Origin of the sequence: Vibrio sp. 947 (genome assembly GCF_033339115.1) — a bacterium.
In the GTDB taxonomy this organism is placed as follows: Bacteria; Pseudomonadota; Gammaproteobacteria; order Enterobacterales; family Vibrionaceae; genus Vibrio; species Vibrio alginolyticus.
Genome location: NZ_JAWOTX010000002.1, coordinates 241,520 through 266,554, shown reverse-complemented (window position 1 = coordinate 266,554; position 25,035 = coordinate 241,520). Strand labels below are relative to the sequence as shown.

The window sequence follows — 25,035 nt, the reverse complement described above, 5'->3', positions numbered from 1 at the left end:
CATTGAATTATACCCAAGTGATCTCTAAATCTTGGTTTAAAGGTCACTTGGGTATAAAAGTCAGGTATTATAGCGTTCCTCGTTCGAATAGTTGAGCAATTTCACATATTTTCATGTACACACTTCGTCCTTATCAAGCCGACTCGGTTAAAGCCGTTATTCATTACTTTCGTAAACACTCGACACCAGCAGTGATCGTGCTGCCAACCGGTGCAGGAAAAAGCTTGGTGATCGCAGAACTTGCTCGCCTTGCGAAAGGACGAGTGTTAGTCCTCGCCCACGTAAAAGAACTGGTCGAGCAAAACCACGCAAAGTATGAAGGTTATGGTTTAAAAGGTTCCATCTTCTCAGCAGGATTGGGACGAAAAGAAACTGACCAGCAAGTCGTGTTTGCTTCGGTTCAATCGGTCGTACGTAACTTAGATTCGTTCAAAAACCAGTTTTCTCTGCTCGTTATTGATGAGTGCCATCGTGTGCCAGATGACAAAAACAGCAGCTACCAAAAAGTTATTACTCACTTACGAGAACTGAACCCTGGCATTAAGGTGCTAGGACTAACTGCAACGCCCTATCGTTTAGGAATGGGCTGGATTTATCAGTATCACACCCGAGGTCAAGTGCGAACCGAAGAGCCTCGATTCTTCCGCGATTGTATTTTCGAACTGCCGATCCGTTACTTGCTCGACGAAAACTTCCTCACTCCAGCCCGCATGATGGATGCGCCCGTTTTGTCTTACGACTTCTCTCAGCTGAAGCCCGCTAACACCGGACGCTACAAAGAAGCAGAAATGGATATGGTGATCGATAAAGCCAAACGTGCGACTCCACAAATTGTTGAGCAAATCATGCAATATGCGAAAGAGCGTCAAGGTGTCATGATCTTCGCTGCAACTGTTCGACACGCACAGGAGATACACAGTTTATTGCCAGAAGGCGAAACTGAAATCGTCATTGGTGATACACCTACGCCGGAGCGCGATGCGATCATCCAAGCGTTCAAGAATCGTCAAATAAAATACTTAGTCAATGTTTCGGTACTGACAACCGGGTTTGATGCGCCGCATGTCGATTTAATCGCGATTTTGCGACCAACAGAGTCAGTCAGTCTGTACCAACAGATAGTAGGACGAGGATTACGCTTATCAGACGGAAAATCAGAATGTTTAGTGCTTGATTACGCAGGCAACAGCTACGATTTATACCAACCTGAAGTCGGTGATCCCAAACCAGACTCTGACAGTGAAATTATCACGATTCCTTGCCCGGCTTGCGGATTCAATAACAATTTCTGGGGTAAGTTGGATAGTAACGGTTTCTTGGTTGAACATTTTGGCAGACGTTGCCAAGGTTACTTTGAAGATGAAGACACTGGCGAACGTAAACACTGTGGCTACCGTTTTCGCGCCAAATACTGCGGTGAATGTGGTGCGGACAACGATATCGCTGCACGAATTTGTCATGAGTGTGACGCGACGCTCGTTGACCCAGATAAAAAGCTAAAAGAAGCCCTTAATCTCAAAGATGCATTGATCTTTGAATGCACAGAAATGGACCTATCTGTATTTAAGTCCAGTGATGGTAAATCTCAGCTAAAGGTGACGTATTCTGGTGAACCATACCAAGGCGAAGGCAATGCGTTAGTTCATGAGTTTTGGACATTGAGTACCAAAAAACAAAAACAAACGTTTAAAGATCAGTTCGTACGCCCCCACTTAGCAGACAAGCATCGCCCTTTTGAAGAGGCTTCACCGACACGCGTTGTCGCTAATCAACATCGTTTCCGTTTGCCTCAGTTTGTTGTTGCTAGAAAATCTGGTCGCTTTTGGAAGCTGCGAGATAAGATTTTTGAAGATGAGTTGAAATAACATCGACAACACATGGCAAAACTTAATTAGCTGATTCACTCTCTGTTCATCTATCTCCGATATACTGCGGCTAACGCTCCAGAAAAGGTTTGACTATGTATAAAGCAACGACTTCTCTACATTCTGCGTTACTTTTCGGCCTTATCACGACATTCATGTGTGCACCAAGTTTTGCCAAGCATGGCAACGAGTACACATCACAAAATGGCCACGCCATCGTGCAAGATGTCGAAAAGCCAGGAACACGCATCGAATTCGATGAAGATCAAGATGAGGTCTATCGCGCGGTTCAACAAGGATATATACGACCATTTTCGGAACTTTACGCCGCAGTAGAAAACGACCTATACGGCCGCATCATCAAGGTCGAGCTTGAAGAAGATGAAGGTGCTTGGGTGTATGAATTGAAAATTCTGTACAACAATAGCGTCCTGAAAGTTGAGTACGACGCCGCCACGCTGGAAATGCTTGAGATCAAAGGTCGCAGCTTTAACAAAGCGTTAAAGCCGCAAAACAACTAAACTTGTCTAATGCGTAATCCAGACACGATGCGTAACTTACTTCGATAAAAATCCAAACATAATAAGAATCATCAATATGAAAATACTTGTTGTTGAAGATGATCCTCGTTTAGGCGAGCAAATCATCGAAACATTAGAAAGTACCGGCTGGGTACCAGAATTGTCCCAAGATGGCATAGACGCTCTGTATCGCGCGACTTCGGAAGAATGGGACGCCATTGTTCTCGACCTCGGCTTGCCAAAACTGGATGGTCTTACCGTCCTAAAAGGCATCAGAGATGAAAACATTAATACTCCTGTCGTGATTCTAAGCGCTCGCGACACCCTAACGCAGCGAGTTGAAGGCTTAAACGCAGGTGCAGACGATTACCTAACTAAGCCGTTTGAAATGGTTGAGCTTATCGCTCGTATTCGCGCACAACTGCGAAGAGCATCAGGTAACGCCTCTCCTGTGATGCAAATTGGCGACTTGAGCTTGGATACGCGCACTTCTAAAGTCATGTGGCAAGGGCAAGCAGTAAGCTTAACGGCGCTGGAGTATAAAGTGGTCGCTTACTTTATGCATAACCCAGAAAAAGTAATTTCTCGAACCGAACTCGTCGAGCACATTTACAAACAAGACTTTGATCGTGACTCCAACACAATCGAAGTTTTTATCGGCCGAATTCGTAAAAAAATCGCACCAAAGATCATCAAAACTGTCCGAGGGTTGGGATACCAATTAAATGCCGAATAGAAACAGGCTACCGTTAAACGCAATAAAACGACTGAGTATCAAAAGTCGCCTCGTTTTAGCGGCGATCGTTTGGTTAACGGCAATGATCCTCGCCGCTGGTGTGACGATACCGACGCAGGTCTACAACTATATGGTTGATGACACTCGCTCACAGCTCAGCATTTTTATGGATGAAGTCGCCGCACAGTTAGAAGTCGATAACACCGGGCATCTTTCACTCACAGCTCAGCTATCAGACCCTCGATTTAACCGACCTTACAGTGGTTTGTATTGGAGTGCCTCTACAGAGGCAAGCCTCGAACGTTCTCGTTCTTTGTGGGACAAAAAAATCGAATACAAAGGTTTGGATAAAGATGCGTATGGAGCAAGAGGCGAAAAACTAATTACGCTAGAAAAAGCGCTGTATCTTCCTGATTACGATGGTCCTATTCACATTATTATTGGTATTGACGAAGAGCCCATTAAAAATACCCTTCAGACGTTAATCGGCCAACTTTGGCTTATTTTGGGTTTATTATTCGCGGGCGTACTTACCGTCATTTTACTGCAAATTGCTTGGTCATTGAGTCCGCTTACAAAGCTACAAAAAGAATTAGCCGAGCTGAAGTCTGGTAATAAAAAGAGTCTAGAAGAAACCTACCCAAAAGAGATTTCTCCTCTAATCTTCGACCTCAATGCTCTGCTGTTCCATTACCAAGAATTGCTAGAGAGAGCTCGCAATCATGCAGGTAACCTATCTCATGCACTTAAAACGCCACTTTCTGTTCTAAAAAATGAAGTTCAGACATTAGAACCTGAGGCACAATCCCGTCTCCGAGCTCCAATCAATCAAATACAAGACCATATCGATTACCATTTGGGTCGTGCCCGTATGGCCGGATCGATGAACATATTATCAGTGAAGTCGAACCCAGCAGATCGTGTGGATGCTATCTCAATGGCGTTTGATAAAGTGTATGCGAGCCGAAGCATTACCTTAATTAATGAACTTGATTCAGAGCTGAATGTAGCAGTAGAGCAGACCGATCTCGATGAAATGCTAGGTAACTTGCTAGAAAATGGCTATAAGTGGGCCAACAGCATGATTCGTGTGCACTCCTCTCAGGATAAGGAAAATATACACATCATTATTGAAGATGATGGGCCAGGCATCCCTAAAGAGAAACTGAGTCAAGTAATCAAGAGAGGAGTTAGATTGGATGAAACAACCCCTGGCTCAGGTCTTGGTCTAAACATAGTCAGTGAAATGGCACACAGTTACCGAGGTCAATTAACATTGGATACAAGCGCTTTGGGTGGATTAAAAGCATCTTTAGTCTTACATCTCAGCCGAACATAAAGCATATAACAGTAAACTTTGTTCTTCGGACCTTGATCAGTAAACCGATGAAAATGAAGTCGATGTGAACAAAATCCAAGCAAAGCGTTAAAAGGGATAGCCTTCCACCCCGCTAAATCATACCTTTTTGTTGATTTGGATACGATTTGGGTTGCCCATTTATAAGTGGAATGATAGTATCCGCGCTCGCTTGAACAGTTCCTGTTTCAAGCTTTACCACGAACAACAAGGTCGCATTGTTGATTGTGAACATTTGATTTTTACTAATTTGAGAGTAAATACTATGAAATTCGAAGCAGTAGTACGTACTGAACTAGGTAAAGGTGCGAGCCGCCGCCTACGTCACGCTGGCAAATTCCCTGCAGTTGTATACGGCGGTGAAGAAGCAGCAGTAGCTATCGTTCTTAACCACGACGACATCGTAAACCAAATGGACAAGCCTGAATTCTACGAAGGCATCGTTCTAGTTATCGATGGCAAAGAAGTTAAAGTTAAGCCACAAGACGTTCAACGTCACGCGTTCAAGCCAAAAGTTGAACACATGGACTTCATCCGTATCTAATTCCCTACCAAGGAATTAATCGGATTAAATCCAAACCTTTTGCATAAAAGATAATCGGACTTACCAACCGAGACATCTACAAAATTTCAAAACCCCGGAGTCTTACCACCTCCGGGGTTTTACTATATTTGGCATATAGCATTTGATTTATGAACGGGCAATATACTTCACTAAAGTGAGATCGGTCAGCGTCATACTCTCAATCACTTCCGACTCTTCCTCTCCAGTACGCACAAAACCACACTTCTTGTAAAAGTTAAGCCCCTGTTGATTAGTATCCAGTGCTTTCAAACTGATCTGCATAACTGACGTAGAGAGCAAACGTGTCTCTAACTCATCTAACAGTGCACTTCCTGCTCCTTGCCCATAATGTAGCGGCGTAACGTAGCAACATGTCACTAATGCCGTTTTATCTTCGCTGGTGTGGTTAGGTAACTCGTAACTTAAAAAGCCAACAATTTCTCCTTGCCTCTCAACTACGATCAATTGGGCCAGTTGCTCCGTCATCACTCGCGCCCACATCCTTTCTCGACGCTCAATCGTAAACTGCTCTATGTAGCTCTTTGGCATTAATCCTTTATACGCCACCTGCCAAGAATCAACGTGTATCTTGGCGATTTGGGCTGCTTCCTTTTTGAGTGCGTCCCTTACTGTGTATCTCATAAGCATCCTTTATTAGCGTTCACCACTTACAAATTCTTTTAACCCTACCCTTTAAACCAAAGCTCAAAGATAACAGCTACAGTCGCAACGCTTTACATTAATCCATTTCATTTTCATTAATTAAATGATAGTTCACATCATAATATTCGAAGAAGAATGATCCATTATTTACTTTTCATTTTGACTCATTAGGTTGAATCTATTTGTTTAAACATTCGAGTGTCAAATGCGGAATAAGCACGATAAGGTATCGGATGAGGATAAATAAACGATGCTTAAAGCATAAGGTTTCTAAACGATCGCAATTATAGTAAAGAGATAAATACAATTTTTGATAGAGTTTGGCAGAATAAAGCCATGATCAAATGAGTTTAAGCTCTGTGCTGTTCATTATGCATACAAACCGCCACCCCTCATCATCAGAGCGAAAATTTATAACGATTTGTGTCATACCTATTAGGAAAAACATAAACTTGGCAAAATAATCACCAAAATCAGCGTAATACTTCGCAAAAATGCGCATTGATTCACACAAACAACACACATTCAATTAACTACCTCACAAAAAATAGAGCTAGCTATATAAAATAAATACTAAATACCAATTCTGTTTATTTATAGACGTAGTTTGCAGGCTTATTAATTCATTTCTCCGATAGAAGTATAAATAAGAGATAGATCACTAAAGTTTCACATTAATTCCGTATATTTCACGCCGTAACAATAACAAAATCACAAAGAAAGGATCCCTTATGAAGTTTTCCAAATCTCTTTTGGTAGTGGCAGTGGGCGCTGCGCTAGCAGGATGCGGCTCAGACAGCGACAATTCTCCAGTAACCTGCGAGACTGCAGATTCTTGTACAAAGTTCACCGTTCTCCACACTAACGATAACCATGGTCGCTTTTGGCATAACAGCGACGGCGAATACGGCATGGCTGCGCGTCACACTTTAATCGAATCTATCCGCGCAGAAGTCGAAGCAAAAGGCGGTGAAACCATTCTGCTATCTGGCGGTGATATTAATACCGGTGTACCAGAATCAGACATGCAAGATGCGGTTCCAGACTTCGTAGGGATGAACCTACTTGGTTACGATGCAATGGCTGTCGGTAACCACGAATTTGATAACTCACTAGATATTCTCGATATGCAAGCCGAGCTAGCTGACTTCCCTATGCTGGCTGCGAATATCTATAAAAAAGATACAAACGAGCGTTACTTCGACCCTTACAAAGTATTTACTATCAACGGCCTTAAGATCGCTGTTATTGGTCTAACAACGCAAGACACTGCGAAGCTAGTCAATCCAGACAACGTATCAAACATCCACTTCGAAGACCCTCAAGTAGAAATCAAAAAGGTACTGAAGGAAATCGAAGAGAACGAAAAGGTAGACCTAGTATTTGCAACGACGCACATGGGTCACTACGAAGACGGCAAAAACGGTAGTGAAGCACCAGGTGACGTTAAACTCGCTCGCTCTCTTGAAGAAGGACAGCTAAACGCTATCATCGGTGGTCACTCGCAAAACCCTGTATGTATGGAACCAGGTACCAATGAGTATGCTGATTTCAAACCTGGGGATGATTGTGCCCCAGACCAACAAAAAGGCACTTGGATTATGCAAGCGCATGAGTGGGGTAAATATGTGGGTCGTGCAGACTTCGAATACTACGACGGCAAGCTTCACTTAGCGAACTACGCACTGATTCCTGTAAACCTTCTAGACGAAAACGATGAAGTTATCGGTGAACGAATTCAACAAGATGCAACAGTAAAAGCGTTACTACTGCCATACCAACAACAAGGTCAAGAGTTATTAGATGAGAAGATTTCTAATACGACGGGTAAGTTAGAAGGTGATCGTAACGTAGTTCGCTCTCAACAAACTAACCTAGGTCACCTACTCGGCGAGGCATACCGTACTTACAAAACGGTAAATGCTGACTTTGGTGTGATGAACTCTGGCGGCGTGCGTGATTCAATCCAAGATGGTGATATCACTTACCGTGACGTACTAACGGTTCAGCCATTTGGTAACTTCGTGACTAAAGCAACTATGACAGGTAAAGAAGTTAAAGAATACCTAGACGTGGTTGCGACGAAATCTGCAGGGTCTGGTGCTTACGCTCAACTAGATAACATCACTTTAGATGTAAACTGTGATGCTGGCTCAGTAACCATTACCGATATTAACAATAAAGGCTTCGATCTAAACGAAACGTACACATTCTCTGTAATCAGCTTCAGTGCTGCTGGTGGCGATAACTATCCAATCATCGATGTTCAATCTACACAGCTAACCGATGCATACGTTTTGCGCGAGTTCTTCGTAAACAACCCACAAATCTCTGCGGATAACTACAACAAGAACTTAGAGAACGTCAAGTACTTCAGTAATGGCCAACCAGTAAAAGGTTGTCCTGCAACTGGTAGCTAATACTCAACACCTTACCCCTGGCGCTAAGAGCTTTTACAAGCAATTTCGTCAGGGCTTTCCTTAAAACCGAAGCTTTGTGCTTCGGTTTTTTATTTTCGATAAATTACTGAAAACTCTCCACCTTCACAATATGTTCAAAAATTGTTCATTTGTGTTATTGACGCCCCTGTGTTGGGCTTCTATGTTTGATAAGGTCTTTTAAATATGCAGGTTCATCGGCTAAATTTCGCGAAACATTTTCAATCGCACAGTCAATGATTCTGAGAAAGATGTGAATGGCGTTACAAACACTGCTCTCAAACAATTTGTCTTTGGACTTCAAACGATGGTGATGTGCCTCCACGCGCACACTAATGAGCAGCGATCTGGACGTCAATGTGTTCAAACTGCTGCCATCGAGTTCTGGAGGTCAAAAATGAAACGAGCCAGCAATAGCTACAGACTCCAAATGATCAAAGAAGTAGTTACCCGTAGAGAGCGTGAAGCTTGTACGGATCCTATGGCGAGATACATTCATCAACTCATGGATGAACGCCCAACAAGTAAATTAGATGTTGAATTCAATCATCGATTTTCAGGAAATCACTTCGACGAACAAGCGGGAGGCTGGGTTAGCGACCGTTGGTCGATGAAATAACGCCAATTACCGCTTTATAGGGAAAATGGATAGGAGATTCCCGGTTCTTAAAGGACACCTTGCCGGACCGGGAATATGTAAAAGCCTAATCAGAACCGAAAGCGAAGGCGTAACCCACAGACTGAACAAGAGTTCTAGAATAAGTCTTGTTGAGGCGATGACTCATCTTGAAGCTGTTCTGGCTTCGTCTTCCCTGCCAACATCTTTCTTCTGTACCTTTGACGACACAACTTAATAACGTGCAACTGCTGAGCGGGGGTTAAGTTAAGCCAATTAAACCTTTCCTCTCTCTTTCTCATACACCCCTTGCAATACCCTTTTTCATCGGAGGTACATACTCCAACACAAGGGCTTGGGACAGTAAAAAACTCCAGTTGCTCCATACTAAAACCGCTCTTTCCATATTAGGGCGTATTGGCCTAGTTTAAATAATGAGAAGATTAGTCAGCAACAAAACTTGCTATATACTTCGTTATGTCAAAAACATACGAAACCATAACCTTATGCTGACAAAAACAGTGTTTTATTACTTATACTTACCGCGTTTATAAAAACGGAGTCTATAAAATGAAGCTTAGCCTAAAAACGTTAGTTACAGCAATCTCTCTCCCTGTTCTTATGACTGCTTGTGCTAGCAACGGTGATGATGTGAAAGAAATAACGGCTCAAGATTTGCAGCACCACAACTGGGAACTTGTTCAAGTTGATGGCAAAAATATCGTTCTAGACGAACACCAAAAAGCGGCTCGCCTAGAAATCGGTGAAAATCTAACCGCAAACGGCAACGCAGGTTGTAACAACTTCTTCGGTCAAGCCGAGCTGAAAAACAACCAACTACGCATCGAAAAAATGGGCATGACCATGAAGATGTGTATGGAAGATCAAATGAAGATCGAAAACGCAATGACACAAACACTATCTAACTGGAGCGATATCACGCTAACTAAAGATGGTCTTGTTCTGAAAAGTGCCGATCACGAATTGACGTTTACACTACGTGACTGGGTAAACTAATCCCAACTAAGTAAACCAGATAGTATCTTAAAGCAGCCAAACGGCTGCTTTTTTTATATCGATGAATCGTTAGTCATGCATGCTAAAGTCATTTAAATGGCCAACTTTCTTTCTCTTTTCGCCCTCAATTCCATGCTTTAGACATCAATTTTGCTCTGTAAAACAACCTATTCATATCTCTGGGGACAATAATTTTCAATTACTTGAAAGAATATCCTCAAACAAACGGTCCGCTCCTAAAATGACACCAAATTTGTCCTTTATTCGTTTTGCTTCACATTGAGAGTAATTCTTTGAATCAATGAGTGATTCCGTTTGGGATTGGCATTGATAATAGAGAGAGATGAATTACTATCCTTGTAACAGAGCGGAACGACTTGCGAAAACGTCAATAGAAACGAAAGCAAGAACCAAAAGACATAACACGGAATAGATATGAAAAAGCTACTCAGCAGCATTGGCATTTTAGCCACGACTTTTGCGACACCTTCTTTTGCCGATTCATCAGTGAATAGCGAATGGCAAAAAATCGAACAGCAAGCCGACGGGCAATCCGTCTACTTTCATGCTTGGGGCGGGAGCCAAGAAATTAATCGCTACATACAGTGGGCGAGTAGAGAGCTAAAATCACGTTATAACGTGACGCTAAACCACGTTAAAGTAACTGATATTTCTGAGACCACTACTCGACTTATCGCAGAAAAAGCGGCAGGCAAAAACAGCGGTGGTAGTGTTGATATGGTTTGGATCAATGGCGAAAACTTCAAATCAATGAAGGATAACCAATTGCTATTTGGTCCTTTTGTCGAAGGTTTGCCAAGCTGGCAATATGTGGATAAATCTCTACCAATTGATGTGGACTTCTCCGAGCCAACAGAAGGTCTAGAAGCACCTTGGGGAGTAGGACAATTAGTGTTTATCCATGACGAGCAAACCCTCCATAACCCTCCAAAATCATTCTCAGAAATGCTGAGCTATGCAAAAGCGTTCCCGAATCGCCTGACTTACCCTCGACCACCAGAGTTTCATGGCACAAGCTTTATCAAAGCATTACTCATTGAACTGTCTAACAACGCCCCTGAGCTGCAACAACCAATTACCGATGACACGTTTGAACAAGTCACTCAACCGCTGTGGTCTTATCTAGATGAGTTCCATAAAGTCGCTTGGCGCGGTGGTAAGCAGTTTCCAGGCGGTACAGCAGAAACCCTTCAGCTACTAGATGATGGTCAGACTGACCTGGCGATTACCTTTAACCCGAACGCGGTTTTCTCTGCGCAGTCGAGCGGTAATCTTGCAGAGAGCACCAAAGCGTACGCAATGGACGCAGGAGCACTCTCAAATATCCACTTTTTAGCGATTCCTTGGAACGCAAATGCCAGTGCTGGTGCACAAGTTGCGATAAACTTTTTATTGAGCCCTGAAGCACAGTCTCGCAAAGGTAACCTAAACATCTGGGGCGACCCTTCGGTACTAAGCAACCAATACCTAACTGGTTCGGCCAAAAACACTCAACAATTCAAATCCATCGCTGAGCCACATCCAAGTTGGCAAGCGGCGTTGGAAAAAGAATGGTTGAAACGCTACGGGAATTAGTAAGAATCCATGTTAAGAGCGCTGTATTTAGTCATTATCGCAGTTTGTATTTTGCCTACCATTCCGGGACTACTTGGAGTGGTGGTCTCTGCGCTCGGTTATGTACCTCCTATCGGTCTACACCACTTTTCTTTTGATGGCTTCAATGCCGTCTTTGATTGGGAAGGTGTTTGGACATCCATCGGGCTTACTTTCTACTCCGCCATTTTCAGTAGCTACTTGGCTTGCTTCATCACGTTTGCCATTCTACAGGCGTCTTGGGGCAGCAAGTTTTGGCGAAAAATTGAAGTTAGCCTTTCCCCACTTCTCGCGATGCCGCACGTCGCGTTTGCAATTGGCTTTGCGTTCTTGTTTGCCCCAACTGGTATGGGCGTTCGTGTTCTCAACCAACTGTTTGGTTACGACCCGAATGCACAAACGGTGAATGACTTAGCATTGTTGATTAAAGACCCACATGCACTCGGTTTGGTCATCATGCTTGCGATTAAAGAAGTGCCGTTTTTATTGTTGATGAGTATTCCGATCCTTCAGCAATTGAAAGTCGATAAGGTTGAAAAAGTCAGTCACTCGATGGGCTATAGTTCGGCGCAAGCGTGGTGGAAATGCGTATTTCCGCAATGGTTAGCAAAACTTCGTTTCCCAATGCTGGCGGTATTGGCTTACAGTTTGTCCGTTGTCGATGTCGCCCTGATTATTGGCCCTACCAACCCGCCGACGTTTGCGGTTTTGGTATGGCAATGGTTTAACGATCCAGATTTATCGCTCCTACCAAGAGCGGCCGCTGGCGCAGTAATACTGTTTGTGATGGCTAGTCTTTTGATTGGTTTCGCTCGATTGGTGGAATGGTTAACGACCAAAGGCTTCAAACGCTGGCAGTACTCTGGTCGAAACGGGTTTCGTTTACCCGGTAAAACCCTATTTTCACTGATTGCGCTACTTGCACTTCTAATGATTCCACTCATGGTGCTGTGGAGCTTTGCTCAACGTTGGCGCTTTCCAGATTTGCTCCCAAGCCGTTACAGCCTGCGTTTTTGGGAATACGAATGGCACAGTATTCTAGGGACTCTAGAGCAAAGTATGTCAATCGCCCTGATCAGCGCGACTATCGCGCTAGTTCTTGCTTTAATAGCACATGAGTATCGCCTTCGTTATCGCTGGCAGATACCCGGTTACATCATCGCCATCCCGATGCTGATTCCTCAATTATCGGTGCTATTCGGTATGCAAGTGGTAACACTGTACTTAAACAGTAACGCGTATTTCTTTTGGGTATGCTGGGCGCATGTGTTCTTCGCATTCCCATTTATTTACCTCTCGCTAGACGGGCCGTGGCGCAGCTTCGATAACAGCTTAACTCGCGTCGCACTCAGCTTGGGTAAAACACCGATGCAAGCTTGGTTAAAAGTGAAACTGCCAATCCTCCTACCTGCGATTGCATTCGCGTGGGCTGTCGGTATTAGTGTCAGCCTAGCGCAATACCTACCTACATTAGTGCTAGGGGCTGGGCGCATTAGCACCATCACAACCGAAGCCGTTGCACTATCCAGTGGTTTTGACCGACGTGTCACCGCTATTTACGCCATTTGGCAAGCTCTGCTGCCATTCATGTTCTTCTCTTTTGCGATACTGCTTAGCCACTTGCACAGGACGTATCGCCGCTTGTCTATAAAAGGTTTACTACTGAATGAGTCTTTGTCTCGAAAACCTCGCCATCCGTAAAACCAATGGCGACGCGCTTTTCTCGGCGTTTAATATGACCGTAGAAAAAGGTGAAATCGTTACCCTGATGGGGCCTAGCGGTTGTGGTAAATCCACTTTGTTGGATGCCATTGCCGGGCACCTATCCGCCGAGTTCAATTACTCTGGAGCCATTACGCTTGATAACGAAAAGTTGGATGCCCTCCCTGCCCATAAGCGTCAGGTCGGTATTCTGTTCCAAGAAGATTTGCTCTTCCCTCATTTAACGGTGTGGGAGAACCTTGCCTTCGCGCTACCAAACTCAATCAAAGGTGAAGAGCGTAAAGCTCACGCCATGCAAGCACTGAAGAACATTTCATTGACCAAGCTAGCAGAGTCCTTTCCTGACCAAATCTCGGGAGGGCAACGCGCCCGTATCTCATTGACTCGTATGCTGCTAGCAAAGCCGAAAGTTGCGCTACTTGATGAGCCCTATAGCAAGTTGGATAAAGACCTGCGTGTACAATTTCGCAATTGGGTGGTCGAACAATTGCAGCAAGCGAACATCCCTACTTTGATGGTAACGCACGATGAAGACGATATTCCTGATGGCAGCCGCTGCATAAACTGGCCGTGGGAGACAAATCATGCTTGATAGCCTGAGTATAAAGCTCATCCGCAAACCGCTGGCACTCAGTGCGACATATATCGATAAATGTGGTATCACTGCAAATCAGACGACAGTATTTGGTTTTGTGCTTGGCTGTTTTGCCCTGCCTGCTTTGCTCGCCGAACAGTACTTGTTGGCGTTGCTGTTTATTTTGCTGAACAGAATCTGTGATGGGTTAGACGGAGCACTGGCAAGGATTCTGGGCATTACCGATGCGGGTGGTTTTCTTGATATCAGCTTAGATTTTTTGTTCTATTCGTTGATTCCTTTTGGCTTTGTGCTTGCCAACCCAGAGCACAATGCCGTTGCAGGCGCATTTTTGATTTTTTCCTTCATCGGCACTGGTAGTAGCTTTTTGGCTTTTGCCATCATGGCAGGAAAACAAGGCATCGATAATCCGGTATATAAAAACAAATCGCTTTACTACATGAGCGGCTTAACCGAAGGTACAGAAACCATTGGCTGCTTGATTTTATTTTGTTTGCTACCGCAACACTTTGCCGTCATCGCGTATATCTTTGGCGCGGCATGCTGGTTTACTACTTTTACACGTATTTATTCAGGGTTTCATACGCTTAACGATCATTAATACTGCTTAGACAATCGCGTTTCCTTAAGGGACAGGCCGCTAAGCCACTGTTTTATAAAGCACCAAAACGCAGGTTAAATTGGGGTATATACTCTTTGAATGAAGAAACCATTCGGAGGCTATATGAAAAAACAGATCAATTTAGGCATGTTGCTCACCATTACTTGTGCGCTCGTGCTTGGCGGCTGTAGCTCACCTAACCCGTACGGAGATGCATACGGCTCATCCGACACTCGCAAAGTTCAGCAGGTTTACTACGGCACAGTAGAAAAAGTAGAACCCGTAACCATTGATGCCTCTACCCAATCCAATGCCATTGGCACCATCGCTGGTGCTGCCGTGGGCGGGATCTTAGGCTCAAAAGTTGGGGGCGGTTCTGGCTCGGATATCGCTGCCATTGGTGGTGGTCTATTGGGTGGCTATGCAGGCAGCAAAGCGGCTGAAGCAACCGCGAAAAGAAATGGCGTGAATCTGACCATTCGTTTAGAGGACGGAAAGATTATCTCTATTGTTCAAGAAGCAAATCCAAACATGATTTTCCAACCAGGCCAAGCGGTCCAAATCAATGTTTCTGGTAATGACGCCAGAGTCGTTCCTCGTTAATTCGGACGAACCAAACCTTTGGCCTGCTTTGATTCAAACACCTAACCCGCGCAAGCTTACATCACTGGCTTGTTAACTTGCGCGTTTCTTTTCGTATCAAACTTGATCGTCGTCAATGGAACATCAATCTCCCACACCTTTCGATGTTCAAATGACATCAAGTTGCTAGCATGAGCCCATTCCAGATAACTTTGGGCTTGTTATGACTCCGACTGTTGACCACGTACTCCTTAATATCGCGCTAAACCTCAGCTCAAATCGCTCTCACGAGCAGCAATATCAAAATCTCATTGATGGGGTCGCGCAAGTATTCCCATGTGATGCGAGCTGCCTGTTTATCTTCGATGAGGATGGTTTTCTAACTCCTGTCGCGGTAAAAGGCTTATCCAGCTCGGTCTTAGGTCGTCGCTATTTCCCCAAGGCGCACCCTCGCTTAGATGCCATTATTCATAGCCGTGAACCGGTGCGTTTCGATGCCGATTGTTCACTGCCGGATCCTTTCGACGGCACACTATTAACTGAAGACCAATGTATTGATGTTCACGATTGCATGGGCTTTAGCTTGTATGTCGAAGGCCAACTTGTTGGCGCACTAACGATGGATGCACTAACGGTGGGCGCGTTTGATGGCATCGATCCTGTCGCTATCGAAACCTTTGCGGCTTTGACCGCTGCGACATTGCGTAACATTGCTCAGTTAAAAGCGCTCAAAGCGCAAAACCAGAAGCAAAAAAGCGTCACTCAAACCCTTATCCAGCAAGCCCGTTCTCAACATGGCGAAATGGTGGGTTTGAGTCCACAGATCAACCAGTTACGAAACAACATTGCGACTGTTGCTCAATCAGATTACGCAGTACTTATCACAGGAGAGACCGGTACTGGTAAAGAACTGGTCGCGCACTCGGTACACGCGCAATCTCATCGTAGCGATAAGCCGATGATTTACGTCAACTGTGCGGCCCTGCCTGAAGGTCTGGCTGAGAGTGAACTGTTTGGCCATGTCAAAGGCGCATTTACAGGTGCTAATAGCCACCGTGCCGGTAAGTTTGAACTGGCAGACGGTGGAACGATTTTCCTTGATGAAGTGGGCGAACTGCCTATGATTTTGCAAGCAAAATTGCTGCGCGTAATTCAGCAAGGCGAGCTGCAACGTGTGGGTAGCGATCAGCATTTGATGGTCAATGTGCGCATCATCGCCGCGACCAATCGACAATTAGAAAAAGAGGTCGAAGCTGGCACGTTTCGAGCAGACCTTTTCCACCGTTTAAACGTGTTCCCAATCCAAGTCCCCCCACTGCGTGCCCGTGACGGGGATATGCCCGTTTTAGCAGGATACCTGTTAGAAAAAGTACGCCAACAATTTAATGCGCCCAACCTGCACGTTCACCCTAAGGTGTTGGCTCAACTGGAGTCTTCACCTTGGTACGGAAACGTACGCGAGCTCGAACATACGTTAACTCGCGCGGCTTTACACGCCATTCAACAAGGCGCAAGCACGATCATGCTTAACCATTTCGACACCTCATTGGCTCTCGATGATGTAAAAAACACATCGCATTATTTACCCAAAGAAAGCCAGCCAATGCGAGAGCTAATAGAAAGCTATCAACGTGATTTAATTGAACATGCTTTGAGCCAAACTGGTGGCGTTTGGGCAAAAGCAGCGGAGTTTTTACAAATGGATCGCGGGAACTTATATCGGATGGGTAAAAAGCTCGGGATCAATAAATAACCGACCACAAGAAGCTGATGTAATTAAGACATCATTTACGTTGTCTTAATTACATCACTCGCCCTATCAAAAACAAATAACATCATTAAAAATCAACAAGATAATAATTGGCACGCATTCTGCTCTCTAGTGGTCAACATCACGACTATTAAAACAATCACTGGAGAACCCAATATGTTCTGTATTCAATGTGAACAGACAATTCAAACCCCTGCTGTTAAAGGTTGTTCTTTTGCACAAGGTATGTGTGGTAAAACTTCTGAAGTATCTGACCTGCAAGACGTGTTGGTTTACACACTGCAAGGGGTTTCTTTTTGGGCATCAAAAGCACTTGAATTCAACATCATTAACGATGAAATCAACCAATGGGCACCCAAGGCATTTTTCTCTACATTGACGAACGTTAACTTCGACCCTGAACGCATCCTAGAGTTAACTTCTCAAGCCGCAACGTACAAAGCATTGTTAAAAGAGCAAGTAATGTCTGCTGCGACTTTGTCAAACACCAACCTTACTGACATTCCTGCCGTTGCCAACTTCGAGCTACCAAACAGCGCAGAAGCGACCTTAACTTTTGCTCCTCAAGTCGCGGTGAACCGTGGTAAGGACCAAGTACATGAAGATGTTATTGGCCTACGCCTACTTTGCCTATACGGACTTAAAGGTGCAGCCGCGTACATGGAGCACGCACGTGTTCTTGAGCAAACCAACAACGATATCTATGCCGAATACCATGAAATCATGGCGTGGTTGGGCACAGACCCTGAAGATCTCGGCGAACTACTTGATTGCTCAATGCGCATCGGCCTGATGAACTACAAAGTGATGGAAATGCTCGACCAAGGTGAAACAACGACCTTCGGCCATCCAGAACCAACCACGGTGAACGTCAAGCCAGTAAAAGGTAAATGTATTCTTGTTTCTGGCCATGATTTGCATGACCTAGAAAAAATCCTGCAACAGACCGAAGGCAAAGGCATTAACGTTTACACCAATGGTGAAATGCTGCCTGCACACGGCTACCCTGAGCTGAAGAAATATCCTCATCTTGTCGGCAACTACGGCAGCGCATGGCAAAACCAACAGAAAGAATTCGCAAACTTCCCTGGCGCAATCGTAATGACGTCAAACTGCTTGTTGAATCCAAATGTGGGTCAATACGCAGACCGTTTATTCACTCGTAGTATTGTTGGCTGGCCTGGTGTGGCTCACATCGAAGGCGATGATTTTAGCCAAGTGATTGAATGTGCTCTAGCGCAAGATGGTTTCCAACACGATGAAATCGAACACCACATCACGGTTGGTTTTGGTCGAAATGCACTGATGAACGCCGCCCCTGCGGTTATCTACCAAGTGAAGCAAGGCAACATCAAGCACTTCTTCCTAGTCGGCGGTTGTGACGGCGATAAAGCGGAACGTAGCTACTACACCGATTTTACGGCTGAAGCACCAGAAGACACGCTAATCCTGACCTTGGCGTGTGGTAAGTTCCGCTTCAACAAGAATACGTTTGGCGATATCAACGGCATTCCTCGCCTATTGGATGTGGGCCAATGTAACGATGCTTACTCTGCAATCCAGCTTGCACTTGCACTGGCGAAAGAGTTTGACTGTGACATCAATGAACTGCCACTCACGCTTGTGCTTTCTTGGTTCGAGCAAAAAGCGATCGTTATCTTGCTAACGCTATTTGCATTGGGCGTGAAAGGCATTTACACAGGCCCCACTGCACCGGCATTCCTAACGCCAAACCTAATCGCCATCATCCAAGAGAAGTTCGATATGCGCAGTATTGGCAATGTTCAGGATGATCTAAAAGCCATCCTAGCAGCCTAATAAACCTGCTTGTTCGCGCCTCCTTACGTGGAGGCGCTATCTATTTCGAACTAAAAATAGCCACAACCAAAGAGATTGTTATGTTTTTTGAATGGCAAGGTAACCAACCCGTCACACTCCGTTGCATCGACAAATACTTCGAAACACACGACACCGTCAGCATAAAATTGGCCGAACTAACCGAATCACTTCTGTTTCAGTTTAAGCCAGGCCAGTTTATTAACTTAGGCGTCGAAATTGATGGAAAAATGGAGTTTCGTGCCTATTCAATCAGCTCAATCAATGAAGACGATCACCTTCAACTCACCATCAAACGAGTATCTGGCGGTAAAGTATCGAACTACATCGTTGACTCGCTGCTGCTCGGTGATACCGTTCAAGCATTACCACCAGCGGGCGAGTTTAACTGCATTGACCACCCACCCGTTTTACGTAATGGCGAAACAAAAGCCTTGCTTATCAGTGCAGGTTGCGGCGTCACGCCCGTATTTTCGATGGCAAAACACTGGCTGAGTAATCAAGATGAAAACGACAACGATGTGGACATCGCATTTCTTCATATTGCACGCAGCCCAGAAGAGACGATTTACTACGACCAGCTAGAAACGTTCGACGCTGTGTATCCCAACTTCCATTTAAAGCTGTTGCTGAAAAACCGAGAAGGAACATCGCACCCACAAGGTCGTTTGAATGCCGACTGGCTTAAAGAGCTTGTTCCTGATTTCAAACAGCGCACCGTTTACCTGTGTGGTCCAAGCCAGTTTATGCAAGATGTTCGCGGCTATTTGAATGACCTTGGTTTTGACATGATGAACTTCTACCAAGAGAGTTTTACGCCAGCGACTGGCGCAGAAACATCGGTCTCCGATGAGACGGTTAACATTTTTGTTCCTGATTTTGCTCAAACCATTGATGCGCAAAAAGGTCAGGTACTGGCCGATGCGCTCGAAGGCGCAGGTTTACCATTAATCGTCGCTTGTCGAAGCGGGATTTGTGGCTCGTGTAAATGCAAGGTTCGTAAAGGCAACGTCTCTTCCACCAGCCTAGAAACATTGACGCAAGAAGAAATTGAACAAGGCTATGTGCTCGCCTGCTCATCAACCATCGAAGCGGATCTTGAAGTGCAGATCGGTTAATGCTGCTGGTATCGATCTTTTATTGTTTCCCGTCATTGCGACGAGCCTAGGCGAGGTCAGGAATCTAATATCAGCGTGTTAGGAATAACTCACTCTGATAATAGACTCTGAATCACACTCGCGTCTCGCTATTCAGATTGACGGGGTATCGCGGAGATGCCAGCCGTACTCAAACGGCTGGTATTATAGATAGGTACAACTTTCGTTTCGTCGTCATTGCTTCTCGCTAAACAGCAACACTTTCAATGCTGCTTCGCTGTCTACGTCCATAAACTCTGGTGGGTTATCCAGACGCTCACGGAATGTCAACTCTGGCGCTTCTTCTTTCATGCTTTCAATCAAGAAGTCGCTTGTCACAGATGGTGAGTTCACACATGCCATCACTTGACCGCCTTCTGCCAACAAATCCGGCAATCGACGTAGAATCTTTTTGTAGTCTTTAGTCAGCGCAAAGCTGCCTTTCTGGAATGAAGGCGGATCGATAATGATCAAATCATACTGACCAGATTTCTTAATCTTACCCCAAGATTTAAAGATATCGTGTCCCATAAAGCTTACCTGGTTGATGTTATGACCATTTAGCTTGTGGTTCTCACGACCTTTAGACAGCGACGCTTTCGCCATGTCGACGTTAACCACTTTATCTGCGCCACCTGCAATGGCAGCGACAGAAAAGCCACACGTGTAAGCAAACAAGTTAAGCACGTTTTTATGCTTCGCATTTTCCCGTACCCAATCACGACCGTAGCGCATGTCCAAAAACAGACCGAAGTTTTGGTTGCGGCCAATATCCAATTGGTATTTCAAACCGCTTTCTTCAACGACAGGGCGAGCGTCTAATTCACCGACAAGCACTTCTGAAGGCGCACCATCGGCATAACGGTGCTGAAGAACCATAGTACGACCTTGCTTGTCTGCCCACAGTGGTGATAGTGCCAACGCATTGAGGCCGCTTTTCAGCTCAGCGAGAAACGCGTCGTCGACTTCTTTAAACAAGTTGATGATCAACTGACCTTGTAACCAATCACAGGTAATTTGCTCTAAGCCCTCAAAACGACGGCCACGACCATGAAACAGTCGACGAATTTCGTTCGGAGCTTGCGCGAGCTCGGTTTCTAGATGCTGAAAAAACAGCGGAAGTTGTGATGCTTGCATCGAGTTCTCTTATTAGTTTTCTTTGTGACGGTTATTTGATCGTAGGCCAGTTCAGTTCCCAAGGGGAAAGCCAAGTATCCAAACCCTGAGAGACGATTTCACTGTGCCATTTGTTACCCAGCACTTGGTATTCTCGTGGGTCGCAAACAAAGCGATATTGCTCATCTCGGTATTGGAAGCAAAGTGAAAATGCATGCAGATAACCGCGATCAGCCTCATTGCCTGCATTGTAAATCGGGTCGCCAACAATACCTGAGCCAACCGATTTTAATGCCACGCGGATTTGATGCGTTTTACCAGTGTGTGGCTTACATAAAAATAGGCGCTCTCCGGGCTCTGCCGCAAGAGAGAAAAACTGGGTGACGGCTGGGTTATTTTTGCTGTTGACCAGCTTCCATGATGAACGGCGCGAACGCTCCATATCACCAACGACCAAACCTTGTTTCTTTTTCGGCTTTTTAGAGCCAATCGCCAGATAGAACTTTTCCACTTGGCGGTCAGCAAAAGCTTGCGATAACGCACTGGCCGCTTTGGCGTTGCGTCCGAGGAGCAGAATACCCGATGTCATTTTATCCAAGCGATGGATAAGATAGAGCTGCTGATCACCACTCTGCTTAGCCACTTCTTGCAGCAGCATTGTGTCGCCATCGTCTTTATGAACAGAGACGTTGGGATGCTTATTGATGATCAGAAAATCGGGATGGGTATGTAGAATATCGAACATAAAAAACTGGCTCCACGTTTGGAGCCAGCAGTATACATAAGTTATCGGACAAAGCTATCGAGGCTTGCCCCCAAGGTATTTGCTAAAGCTTCTTCGAGAAAATGCCAGCAAGACCAATGATTGCGATACCCAGCAGCATGATTTCACCTTTGCCACTATCAAAGCCAGACTTAATCCCCATGAAGGCAACAATAGCAATCGCAACAGGAATCAGGTATTTAACTAGGTTGTACCACAATCCAAATAGCGGGAAGGATACTTCGCCGTCATTAGTGATCTCTTTTTCTAGCTCAGCACGGCTTAGGCGCCATCCTGCAAAGATACAAACCAACATACCACCAACCGCTAAGAAGATTTTGTCCGTTAGCAAGTCGAAGATATCAAAGGCACCGGTACCAAACAGCGTTGGTCCCATTCCACCTAACGATAGTGACGCAAAAATACATAATGCCGCCATAACTGCACTTGCAGACAGAACTGCGTTAGAGCGCTTCATGCCTTTCTCGTCAATTAGGTAAGACACGACAACTTCCAATAGTGATACTGAAGAAGTTAATGCCGCCACCGTCAAACCGATGAAAAATAACAACGCGAATAGCAACCCAATCACACCGCCCATTTCAGCAAATAGCTGAGGAACGACAACGAATACAAGACCAGGGCCTGCCGCAGGCTCCATGCCAAAGGCAAACATTGCTGGGAACATAGCAACACCAGCAAGAATCGCGACACCAGTATCCATCGCTGTAACCATACCGGTTGTTTGAACTAGGTTCTCTTTCTTCTTCAGGTAAGAACCGTACGTCATCATACAACCCATACCTAAGCTAAGTGAGAAGAACGCTTGTCCTAGTGCAGCAAGAACCACGTTGCTGTCGACTTTAGAAAAGTCCGGCATGAATAAGAACTCAAGGCCAGCCATTGCACCTGGCAGCATCAAGCCTTTAACAGAAACAACGATTAGGATTAAGAACAGAAGCGGCATCAGAACCTTACCGGCTTTCTCAATACCACCCGAAATCCCTTTCATCACAATCATGACGTTAAGGAACAGGTAAACACCCATCCACATTAAAGGTTGAATCGGATCTGAGATGAAACCGCCAAAGCTGTCGCCAATTGCTTCTGGCGCGCTGAGTAGACCACCACCCACTTTAAAGATGTAGGCCAATGCCCAACCACCAACCACAGGGTAGAAGCCCATGATCAAAAGACCACTGAAGACTCCCATAACGCCAGTAAACGTCCAGCGTCGGTCAGTTGTTTTGAATGCACCTACGGCAGAAAGACCTGTCTTACGACCAATAGCGAACTCTGTCAGCATCACGCTAAAGCCGATAAAAATTACAAAGATAAGATAGATAGCAACGAATGCACCGCCGCCACTCTCACCTGCTGTGTAAGGGAATTTCCATATATTGCCTAAACCGACAGCGGAACCCGCTGCTGCCATTACGAAGCCTAGTTTAGACCCCCACGTATCACGTGGTGCTGCTGTATTAGTTGTAGCCACGCTTTTTCTCCAAAATTAGTTTGTTGTGTATGCATAGAGATAGGCGTCTAAAAAGTTTATGTAAAAATTATTGTACACTTATAAAATAAGCGTTCGACGCACTATGTCTAGAAAGTAAAGCAGCTCCCCTTTAAAATTGGAACCCCAAAAAAGTACATTTATCGCACAAGTGTCGAGTTACGCAGGTTAAATGCTGCTTTTTTGTTCAAAAGTTAAAGAATGACCTTATTTTTCACATTAAAATAACAGAATCAGCTGTTATGAAATTCGTTCCTCATATAAGGTCAATCCCACGTCTAAATGGGAAATCTATTCCCCCAACCCACTTTTATGCTTAATATCCTAGAAGGGCATATTACTCTGAGCGTATATGGACAAGTTTTATCACTTTCTTACTTTAGCTGGCATTGGGCTATATTGGTTACTGGTCGCAGGTGTGACCATTCGTGTCGTTTTAAAGCGCCGTGCAGTGAGCGTGTCTTTAGCTTGGCTAATGATCATTTATATCCTTCCCGTTCTGGGTGTCGCATGTTATTTCCTCTTCGGTGAACTGAACTTAGGCAGAAAACGAGCCGAACGTGCGAAAGAGATGTTTACACCATTCGAGAAGTGGTTCAGTCAACTTAACGACTGTAACGCGCACAACCCAGAAACGATGGGAAGGCACATCTACCGAATCGATGAACTTTGTAACAACCGCCTTGGTCTTCCCGCATTGAGCGGCAATACATTGTCGCTGCAACAGTCACCTAATGAGATTTTGCATTCCATTATTGAAGACATCGAAAACGCGCAGAGCAGTATTCGAATGGTATTCTACATTTGGCATCCGGGTGGTTTGGCTGACTCTGTCGCTTCTGCACTTATCCAAGCGGCTAAACGCGGCGTAGATGTCAAACTATTGCTCGATTCAGCAGGTAGCCCGCGTTTTTTCAGAAGTCCTTGGTATCGAATGATGCAGGATGCTGGAATTGAAGTTATTCAAGCGCTAGAAGTGAAGATGTGGCGTATTTTCTTACGTCGTCTTGATCTTCGCCAACATCGCAAGATCATCGTAATTGATGATGAAATTGCTTATACAGGTTCAATGAACTTGGTTGACCCGGCTTACTTCAAGCAAAACAGTGGCGTCGGGCATTGGGTGGACATCATGGTTCGCATTACGGGACCAACGGTAAACGTATTGAGTGCCATCCACTGTTGGGATTGGGAAGTCGAAACTGGCGAACGTCATTTACCGAGACTACCTGAATGCAAGATCGATGAGAGTGAATTCCAACACCCTATTCAGGTTGTGCCTTCTGGCCCAGGTATGCCGGAATATCTGATCTATCAAGTATTAACATTGGCAATAAACCAAGCCAATCGCTCGGTACGAATCACAACACCATATTTCGTGCCCAATGCTGATTTACTCGAAACGTTAAAGATGACAGCACAACGAGGCATTGACGTTGAACTCATTATTCCCCATAAAAATGACTCTATGATGGTACAATGGGCGTCACGCGCTTTTTATAGTGAGCTCTTGAGTGCAGGGGTCAAGATTTATGAGTTTTATGGTGGTTTGCTGCATACAAAATCTGTCGTAATTGACGACCAATTCTGTTTAGTTGGCACCGTAAACATGGATATGCGCAGCTTGTGGCTGAACTTCGAAGTGACCCTCGCCGTTGATGACGAAGAGTTCACCAAGCAAATGTCTTGGTTACAAGATAGCTATATTAAGCAATCTCACACTGTTGTATTGGAAGAATGGGAGAAAAGGAGCCTATTTTCTCGGTTCTTAGAGCGAGTGTTCTATCTCTTCAATCCACTCCTTTAATACCTCAAATACACCGACTAAAAAACCTCCAGCGCTACATGCATCCTGCTGGAGGTTTGTTCTTTTAGCTCCCTATCTACACGATACCTCTCGACATCATTACCTGTTCATCTTGGCTGTTATTGGCTGATAGCTGACTTTTCCCTTGCATAACCTACGTCGTCCATGTTTTAAATATTCCAAACCGCAATCTTTAAGACA

Annotated in this window: 22 protein-coding genes; 17 read left to right on the top strand and 5 right to left on the bottom strand. The window is 44.9% G+C overall.

From position 1 onward, the window contains the following. Positions 1–113 precede the first annotated feature (113 nt). The 5 genes from R7Q39_RS03765 (at position 114) to rplY (ending at position 5,023) form a co-directional block, all read left to right on the top strand. Positions 114–1,865: a DEAD/DEAH box helicase gene (locus tag R7Q39_RS03765; RefSeq protein ID WP_318075787.1), complete on the top strand. Its 1,752-nt coding sequence runs from the start codon at positions 114–116 to the stop codon at positions 1,863–1,865. Between the two features lie 95 nt (positions 1,866–1,960). Continuing rightward, positions 1,961–2,386 (top strand): PepSY domain-containing protein, encoded by a 426-nt coding sequence (locus R7Q39_RS03760; RefSeq protein ID WP_025766855.1) that lies wholly within the window; start codon positions 1,961–1,963, stop codon positions 2,384–2,386. A gap of 76 nt (positions 2,387–2,462) precedes the next feature. Next, the gene (locus tag R7Q39_RS03755) at positions 2,463–3,122 is read left to right on the top strand and encodes a response regulator transcription factor (RefSeq protein WP_005378073.1); all 660 of its coding nucleotides are present in this window, start codon (positions 2,463–2,465) and stop codon (positions 3,120–3,122) included. Next, complete coding sequence (locus tag R7Q39_RS03750) at positions 3,112–4,461, top strand: ATP-binding protein (protein ID WP_025766856.1); 1,350 nt, start codon at positions 3,112–3,114, stop codon at positions 4,459–4,461. The genes R7Q39_RS03755 and R7Q39_RS03750 overlap by 11 nt, the downstream gene beginning before the upstream one ends. 283 nt (positions 4,462–4,744) lie before the next feature. Then, positions 4,745–5,023, top strand: a complete 279-nt coding sequence (gene rplY, locus R7Q39_RS03745; protein ID WP_005378066.1) for a 50S ribosomal protein L25 — start codon at positions 4,745–4,747, stop codon at positions 5,021–5,023. Between the two features lie 147 nt (positions 5,024–5,170). On the opposite strand, the gene R7Q39_RS03740 is transcribed toward rplY, so the two are convergent. Then, positions 5,171–5,686 carry a GNAT family N-acetyltransferase gene (locus R7Q39_RS03740; protein ID WP_017634886.1) on the bottom strand — a complete coding sequence of 172 codons (516 nt, stop codon included), beginning with the start codon at positions 5,684–5,686 and terminating at the stop codon, positions 5,171–5,173. 752 nt (positions 5,687–6,438) lie between these two features. On the opposite strand from R7Q39_RS03740, the gene ushA reads away from it, so the two are divergent. Next, a complete protein-coding gene (gene ushA / locus R7Q39_RS03735; protein ID WP_017820852.1) occupies positions 6,439–8,127 on the top strand; it encodes a bifunctional UDP-sugar hydrolase/5'-nucleotidase UshA in 1,689 nt (562 codons plus the stop codon). 415 nt (positions 8,128–8,542) lie between these two features. Then, positions 8,543–8,764: a hypothetical protein gene (locus R7Q39_RS03730; protein ID WP_005386686.1), complete on the top strand. Its 222-nt coding sequence runs from the start codon at positions 8,543–8,545 to the stop codon at positions 8,762–8,764. Positions 8,765–8,898: 134 nt separating this feature from the next. Here the strand turns inward: R7Q39_RS03730 and R7Q39_RS03725 are convergent, their stop codons facing one another. Further along, positions 8,899–9,147 carry a DUF1289 domain-containing protein gene (locus R7Q39_RS03725; protein WP_005378062.1) on the bottom strand — a complete coding sequence of 83 codons (249 nt, stop codon included), beginning with the start codon at positions 9,145–9,147 and terminating at the stop codon, positions 8,899–8,901. 184 nt (positions 9,148–9,331) lie between these two features. On the opposite strand from R7Q39_RS03725, the gene R7Q39_RS03720 reads away from it, so the two are divergent. The 9 genes from R7Q39_RS03720 (at position 9,332) to R7Q39_RS03680 (ending at position 19,617) form a co-directional block, all read left to right on the top strand. After that, a complete protein-coding gene (locus R7Q39_RS03720) occupies positions 9,332–9,778 on the top strand; it encodes an META domain-containing protein (RefSeq protein ID WP_005378077.1) in 447 nt (148 codons plus the stop codon). A gap of 435 nt (positions 9,779–10,213) precedes the next feature. Further along, entirely contained in the window at positions 10,214–11,374 is a 1,161-nt protein-coding gene (locus R7Q39_RS03715; RefSeq protein ID WP_017820853.1) for an ABC transporter substrate-binding protein, read from the top strand. Between the two features lie 9 nt (positions 11,375–11,383). Continuing rightward, positions 11,384–13,093 carry an ABC transporter permease gene (locus R7Q39_RS03710; protein ID WP_017820854.1) on the top strand — a complete coding sequence of 570 codons (1,710 nt, stop codon included), beginning with the start codon at positions 11,384–11,386 and terminating at the stop codon, positions 13,091–13,093. Further along, entirely contained in the window at positions 13,059–13,706 is a 648-nt protein-coding gene (locus R7Q39_RS03705) for an ATP-binding cassette domain-containing protein (protein ID WP_017820855.1), read from the top strand. The genes R7Q39_RS03710 and R7Q39_RS03705 overlap by 35 nt, the downstream gene beginning before the upstream one ends. After that, positions 13,699–14,310: a CDP-alcohol phosphatidyltransferase family protein gene (locus R7Q39_RS03700; RefSeq protein WP_318075786.1), complete on the top strand. Its 612-nt coding sequence runs from the start codon at positions 13,699–13,701 to the stop codon at positions 14,308–14,310. The genes R7Q39_RS03705 and R7Q39_RS03700 overlap by 8 nt, the downstream gene beginning before the upstream one ends. Positions 14,311–14,433: 123 nt before the next feature. After that, positions 14,434–14,913 (top strand): glycine zipper 2TM domain-containing protein, encoded by a 480-nt coding sequence (locus R7Q39_RS03695; protein ID WP_005386695.1) that lies wholly within the window; start codon positions 14,434–14,436, stop codon positions 14,911–14,913. Between the two features lie 202 nt (positions 14,914–15,115). After that, positions 15,116–16,645, top strand: a complete 1,530-nt coding sequence (gene norR / locus R7Q39_RS03690) for a nitric oxide reductase transcriptional regulator NorR (RefSeq protein WP_161441606.1) — start codon at positions 15,116–15,118, stop codon at positions 16,643–16,645. A gap of 174 nt (positions 16,646–16,819) precedes the next feature. After that, on the top strand, positions 16,820–18,481 hold the full coding sequence (gene hcp, locus R7Q39_RS03685; RefSeq protein ID WP_161441607.1) for a hydroxylamine reductase: 1,662 nt from the start codon (positions 16,820–16,822) through the stop codon (positions 18,479–18,481). Between the two features lie 80 nt (positions 18,482–18,561). Further along, positions 18,562–19,617 carry a hybrid-cluster NAD(P)-dependent oxidoreductase gene (locus tag R7Q39_RS03680; protein WP_161441608.1) on the top strand — a complete coding sequence of 352 codons (1,056 nt, stop codon included), beginning with the start codon at positions 18,562–18,564 and terminating at the stop codon, positions 19,615–19,617. Between the two features lie 213 nt (positions 19,618–19,830). On the opposite strand, the gene R7Q39_RS03675 is transcribed toward R7Q39_RS03680, so the two are convergent. The 3 genes from R7Q39_RS03675 to R7Q39_RS03665 form a co-directional block, all read right to left on the bottom strand. Continuing rightward, the gene (locus R7Q39_RS03675; RefSeq protein WP_054574036.1) at positions 19,831–20,772 is read right to left on the bottom strand and encodes a class I SAM-dependent methyltransferase; all 942 of its coding nucleotides are present in this window, start codon (positions 20,770–20,772) and stop codon (positions 19,831–19,833) included. Between the two features lie 31 nt (positions 20,773–20,803). Next, positions 20,804–21,496, bottom strand: coding sequence for a TIGR01621 family pseudouridine synthase (locus R7Q39_RS03670; protein WP_054574035.1), 693 nt, complete (start codon positions 21,494–21,496; stop codon positions 20,804–20,806). Positions 21,497–21,578: 82 nt separating this feature from the next. Then, a complete protein-coding gene (locus tag R7Q39_RS03665; RefSeq protein ID WP_042522154.1) occupies positions 21,579–22,949 on the bottom strand; it encodes a sodium-dependent transporter in 1,371 nt (456 codons plus the stop codon). Positions 22,950–23,379: 430 nt separating this feature from the next. Between R7Q39_RS03665 and cls the strand changes: the two genes are divergently transcribed. Then, positions 23,380–24,834, top strand: coding sequence for a cardiolipin synthase (cls, locus tag R7Q39_RS03660; protein ID WP_005378105.1), 1,455 nt, complete (start codon positions 23,380–23,382; stop codon positions 24,832–24,834). Positions 24,835–25,035: the final 201 nt, after the last annotated feature.

Excerpts from the sequence above, each read along its gene's own strand:
- R7Q39_RS03765 (WP_318075787.1), top strand. The coding sequence starts at position 114 with ATGTACACACTTCGTCCTTATCAAGCCGACTCGGTTAAAGCCGTTATT.
- R7Q39_RS03760 (WP_025766855.1), top strand. The coding sequence starts at position 1,961 with ATGTATAAAGCAACGACTTCTCTACATTCTGCGTTACTTTTCGGCCTT.
- R7Q39_RS03755 (WP_005378073.1), top strand. The coding sequence starts at position 2,463 with ATGAAAATACTTGTTGTTGAAGATGATCCTCGTTTAGGCGAGCAAATC.
- R7Q39_RS03750 (WP_025766856.1), top strand. The coding sequence starts at position 3,112 with ATGCCGAATAGAAACAGGCTACCGTTAAACGCAATAAAACGACTGAGT.
- rplY (WP_005378066.1), top strand. The coding sequence starts at position 4,745 with ATGAAATTCGAAGCAGTAGTACGTACTGAACTAGGTAAAGGTGCGAGC.
- R7Q39_RS03740 (WP_017634886.1), bottom strand. The coding sequence starts at position 5,686 with ATGAGATACACAGTAAGGGACGCACTCAAAAAGGAAGCAGCCCAAATC.
- ushA (WP_017820852.1), top strand. The coding sequence starts at position 6,439 with ATGAAGTTTTCCAAATCTCTTTTGGTAGTGGCAGTGGGCGCTGCGCTA.
- R7Q39_RS03730 (WP_005386686.1), top strand. The coding sequence starts at position 8,543 with ATGAAACGAGCCAGCAATAGCTACAGACTCCAAATGATCAAAGAAGTA.
- R7Q39_RS03725 (WP_005378062.1), bottom strand. The coding sequence starts at position 9,147 with ATGGAGCAACTGGAGTTTTTTACTGTCCCAAGCCCTTGTGTTGGAGTA.
- R7Q39_RS03720 (WP_005378077.1), top strand. The coding sequence starts at position 9,332 with ATGAAGCTTAGCCTAAAAACGTTAGTTACAGCAATCTCTCTCCCTGTT.
- R7Q39_RS03715 (WP_017820853.1), top strand. The coding sequence starts at position 10,214 with ATGAAAAAGCTACTCAGCAGCATTGGCATTTTAGCCACGACTTTTGCG.
- R7Q39_RS03710 (WP_017820854.1), top strand. The coding sequence starts at position 11,384 with ATGTTAAGAGCGCTGTATTTAGTCATTATCGCAGTTTGTATTTTGCCT.
- R7Q39_RS03705 (WP_017820855.1), top strand. The coding sequence starts at position 13,059 with ATGAGTCTTTGTCTCGAAAACCTCGCCATCCGTAAAACCAATGGCGAC.
- R7Q39_RS03700 (WP_318075786.1), top strand. The coding sequence starts at position 13,699 with ATGCTTGATAGCCTGAGTATAAAGCTCATCCGCAAACCGCTGGCACTC.
- R7Q39_RS03695 (WP_005386695.1), top strand. The coding sequence starts at position 14,434 with ATGAAAAAACAGATCAATTTAGGCATGTTGCTCACCATTACTTGTGCG.
- norR (WP_161441606.1), top strand. The coding sequence starts at position 15,116 with ATGACTCCGACTGTTGACCACGTACTCCTTAATATCGCGCTAAACCTC.
- hcp (WP_161441607.1), top strand. The coding sequence starts at position 16,820 with ATGTTCTGTATTCAATGTGAACAGACAATTCAAACCCCTGCTGTTAAA.
- R7Q39_RS03680 (WP_161441608.1), top strand. The coding sequence starts at position 18,562 with ATGTTTTTTGAATGGCAAGGTAACCAACCCGTCACACTCCGTTGCATC.
- R7Q39_RS03675 (WP_054574036.1), bottom strand. The coding sequence starts at position 20,772 with ATGCAAGCATCACAACTTCCGCTGTTTTTTCAGCATCTAGAAACCGAG.
- R7Q39_RS03670 (WP_054574035.1), bottom strand. The coding sequence starts at position 21,496 with ATGTTCGATATTCTACATACCCATCCCGATTTTCTGATCATCAATAAG.
- R7Q39_RS03665 (WP_042522154.1), bottom strand. The coding sequence starts at position 22,949 with ATGGCAGCAGCGGGTTCCGCTGTCGGTTTAGGCAATATATGGAAATTC.
- cls (WP_005378105.1), top strand. The coding sequence starts at position 23,380 with ATGGACAAGTTTTATCACTTTCTTACTTTAGCTGGCATTGGGCTATAT.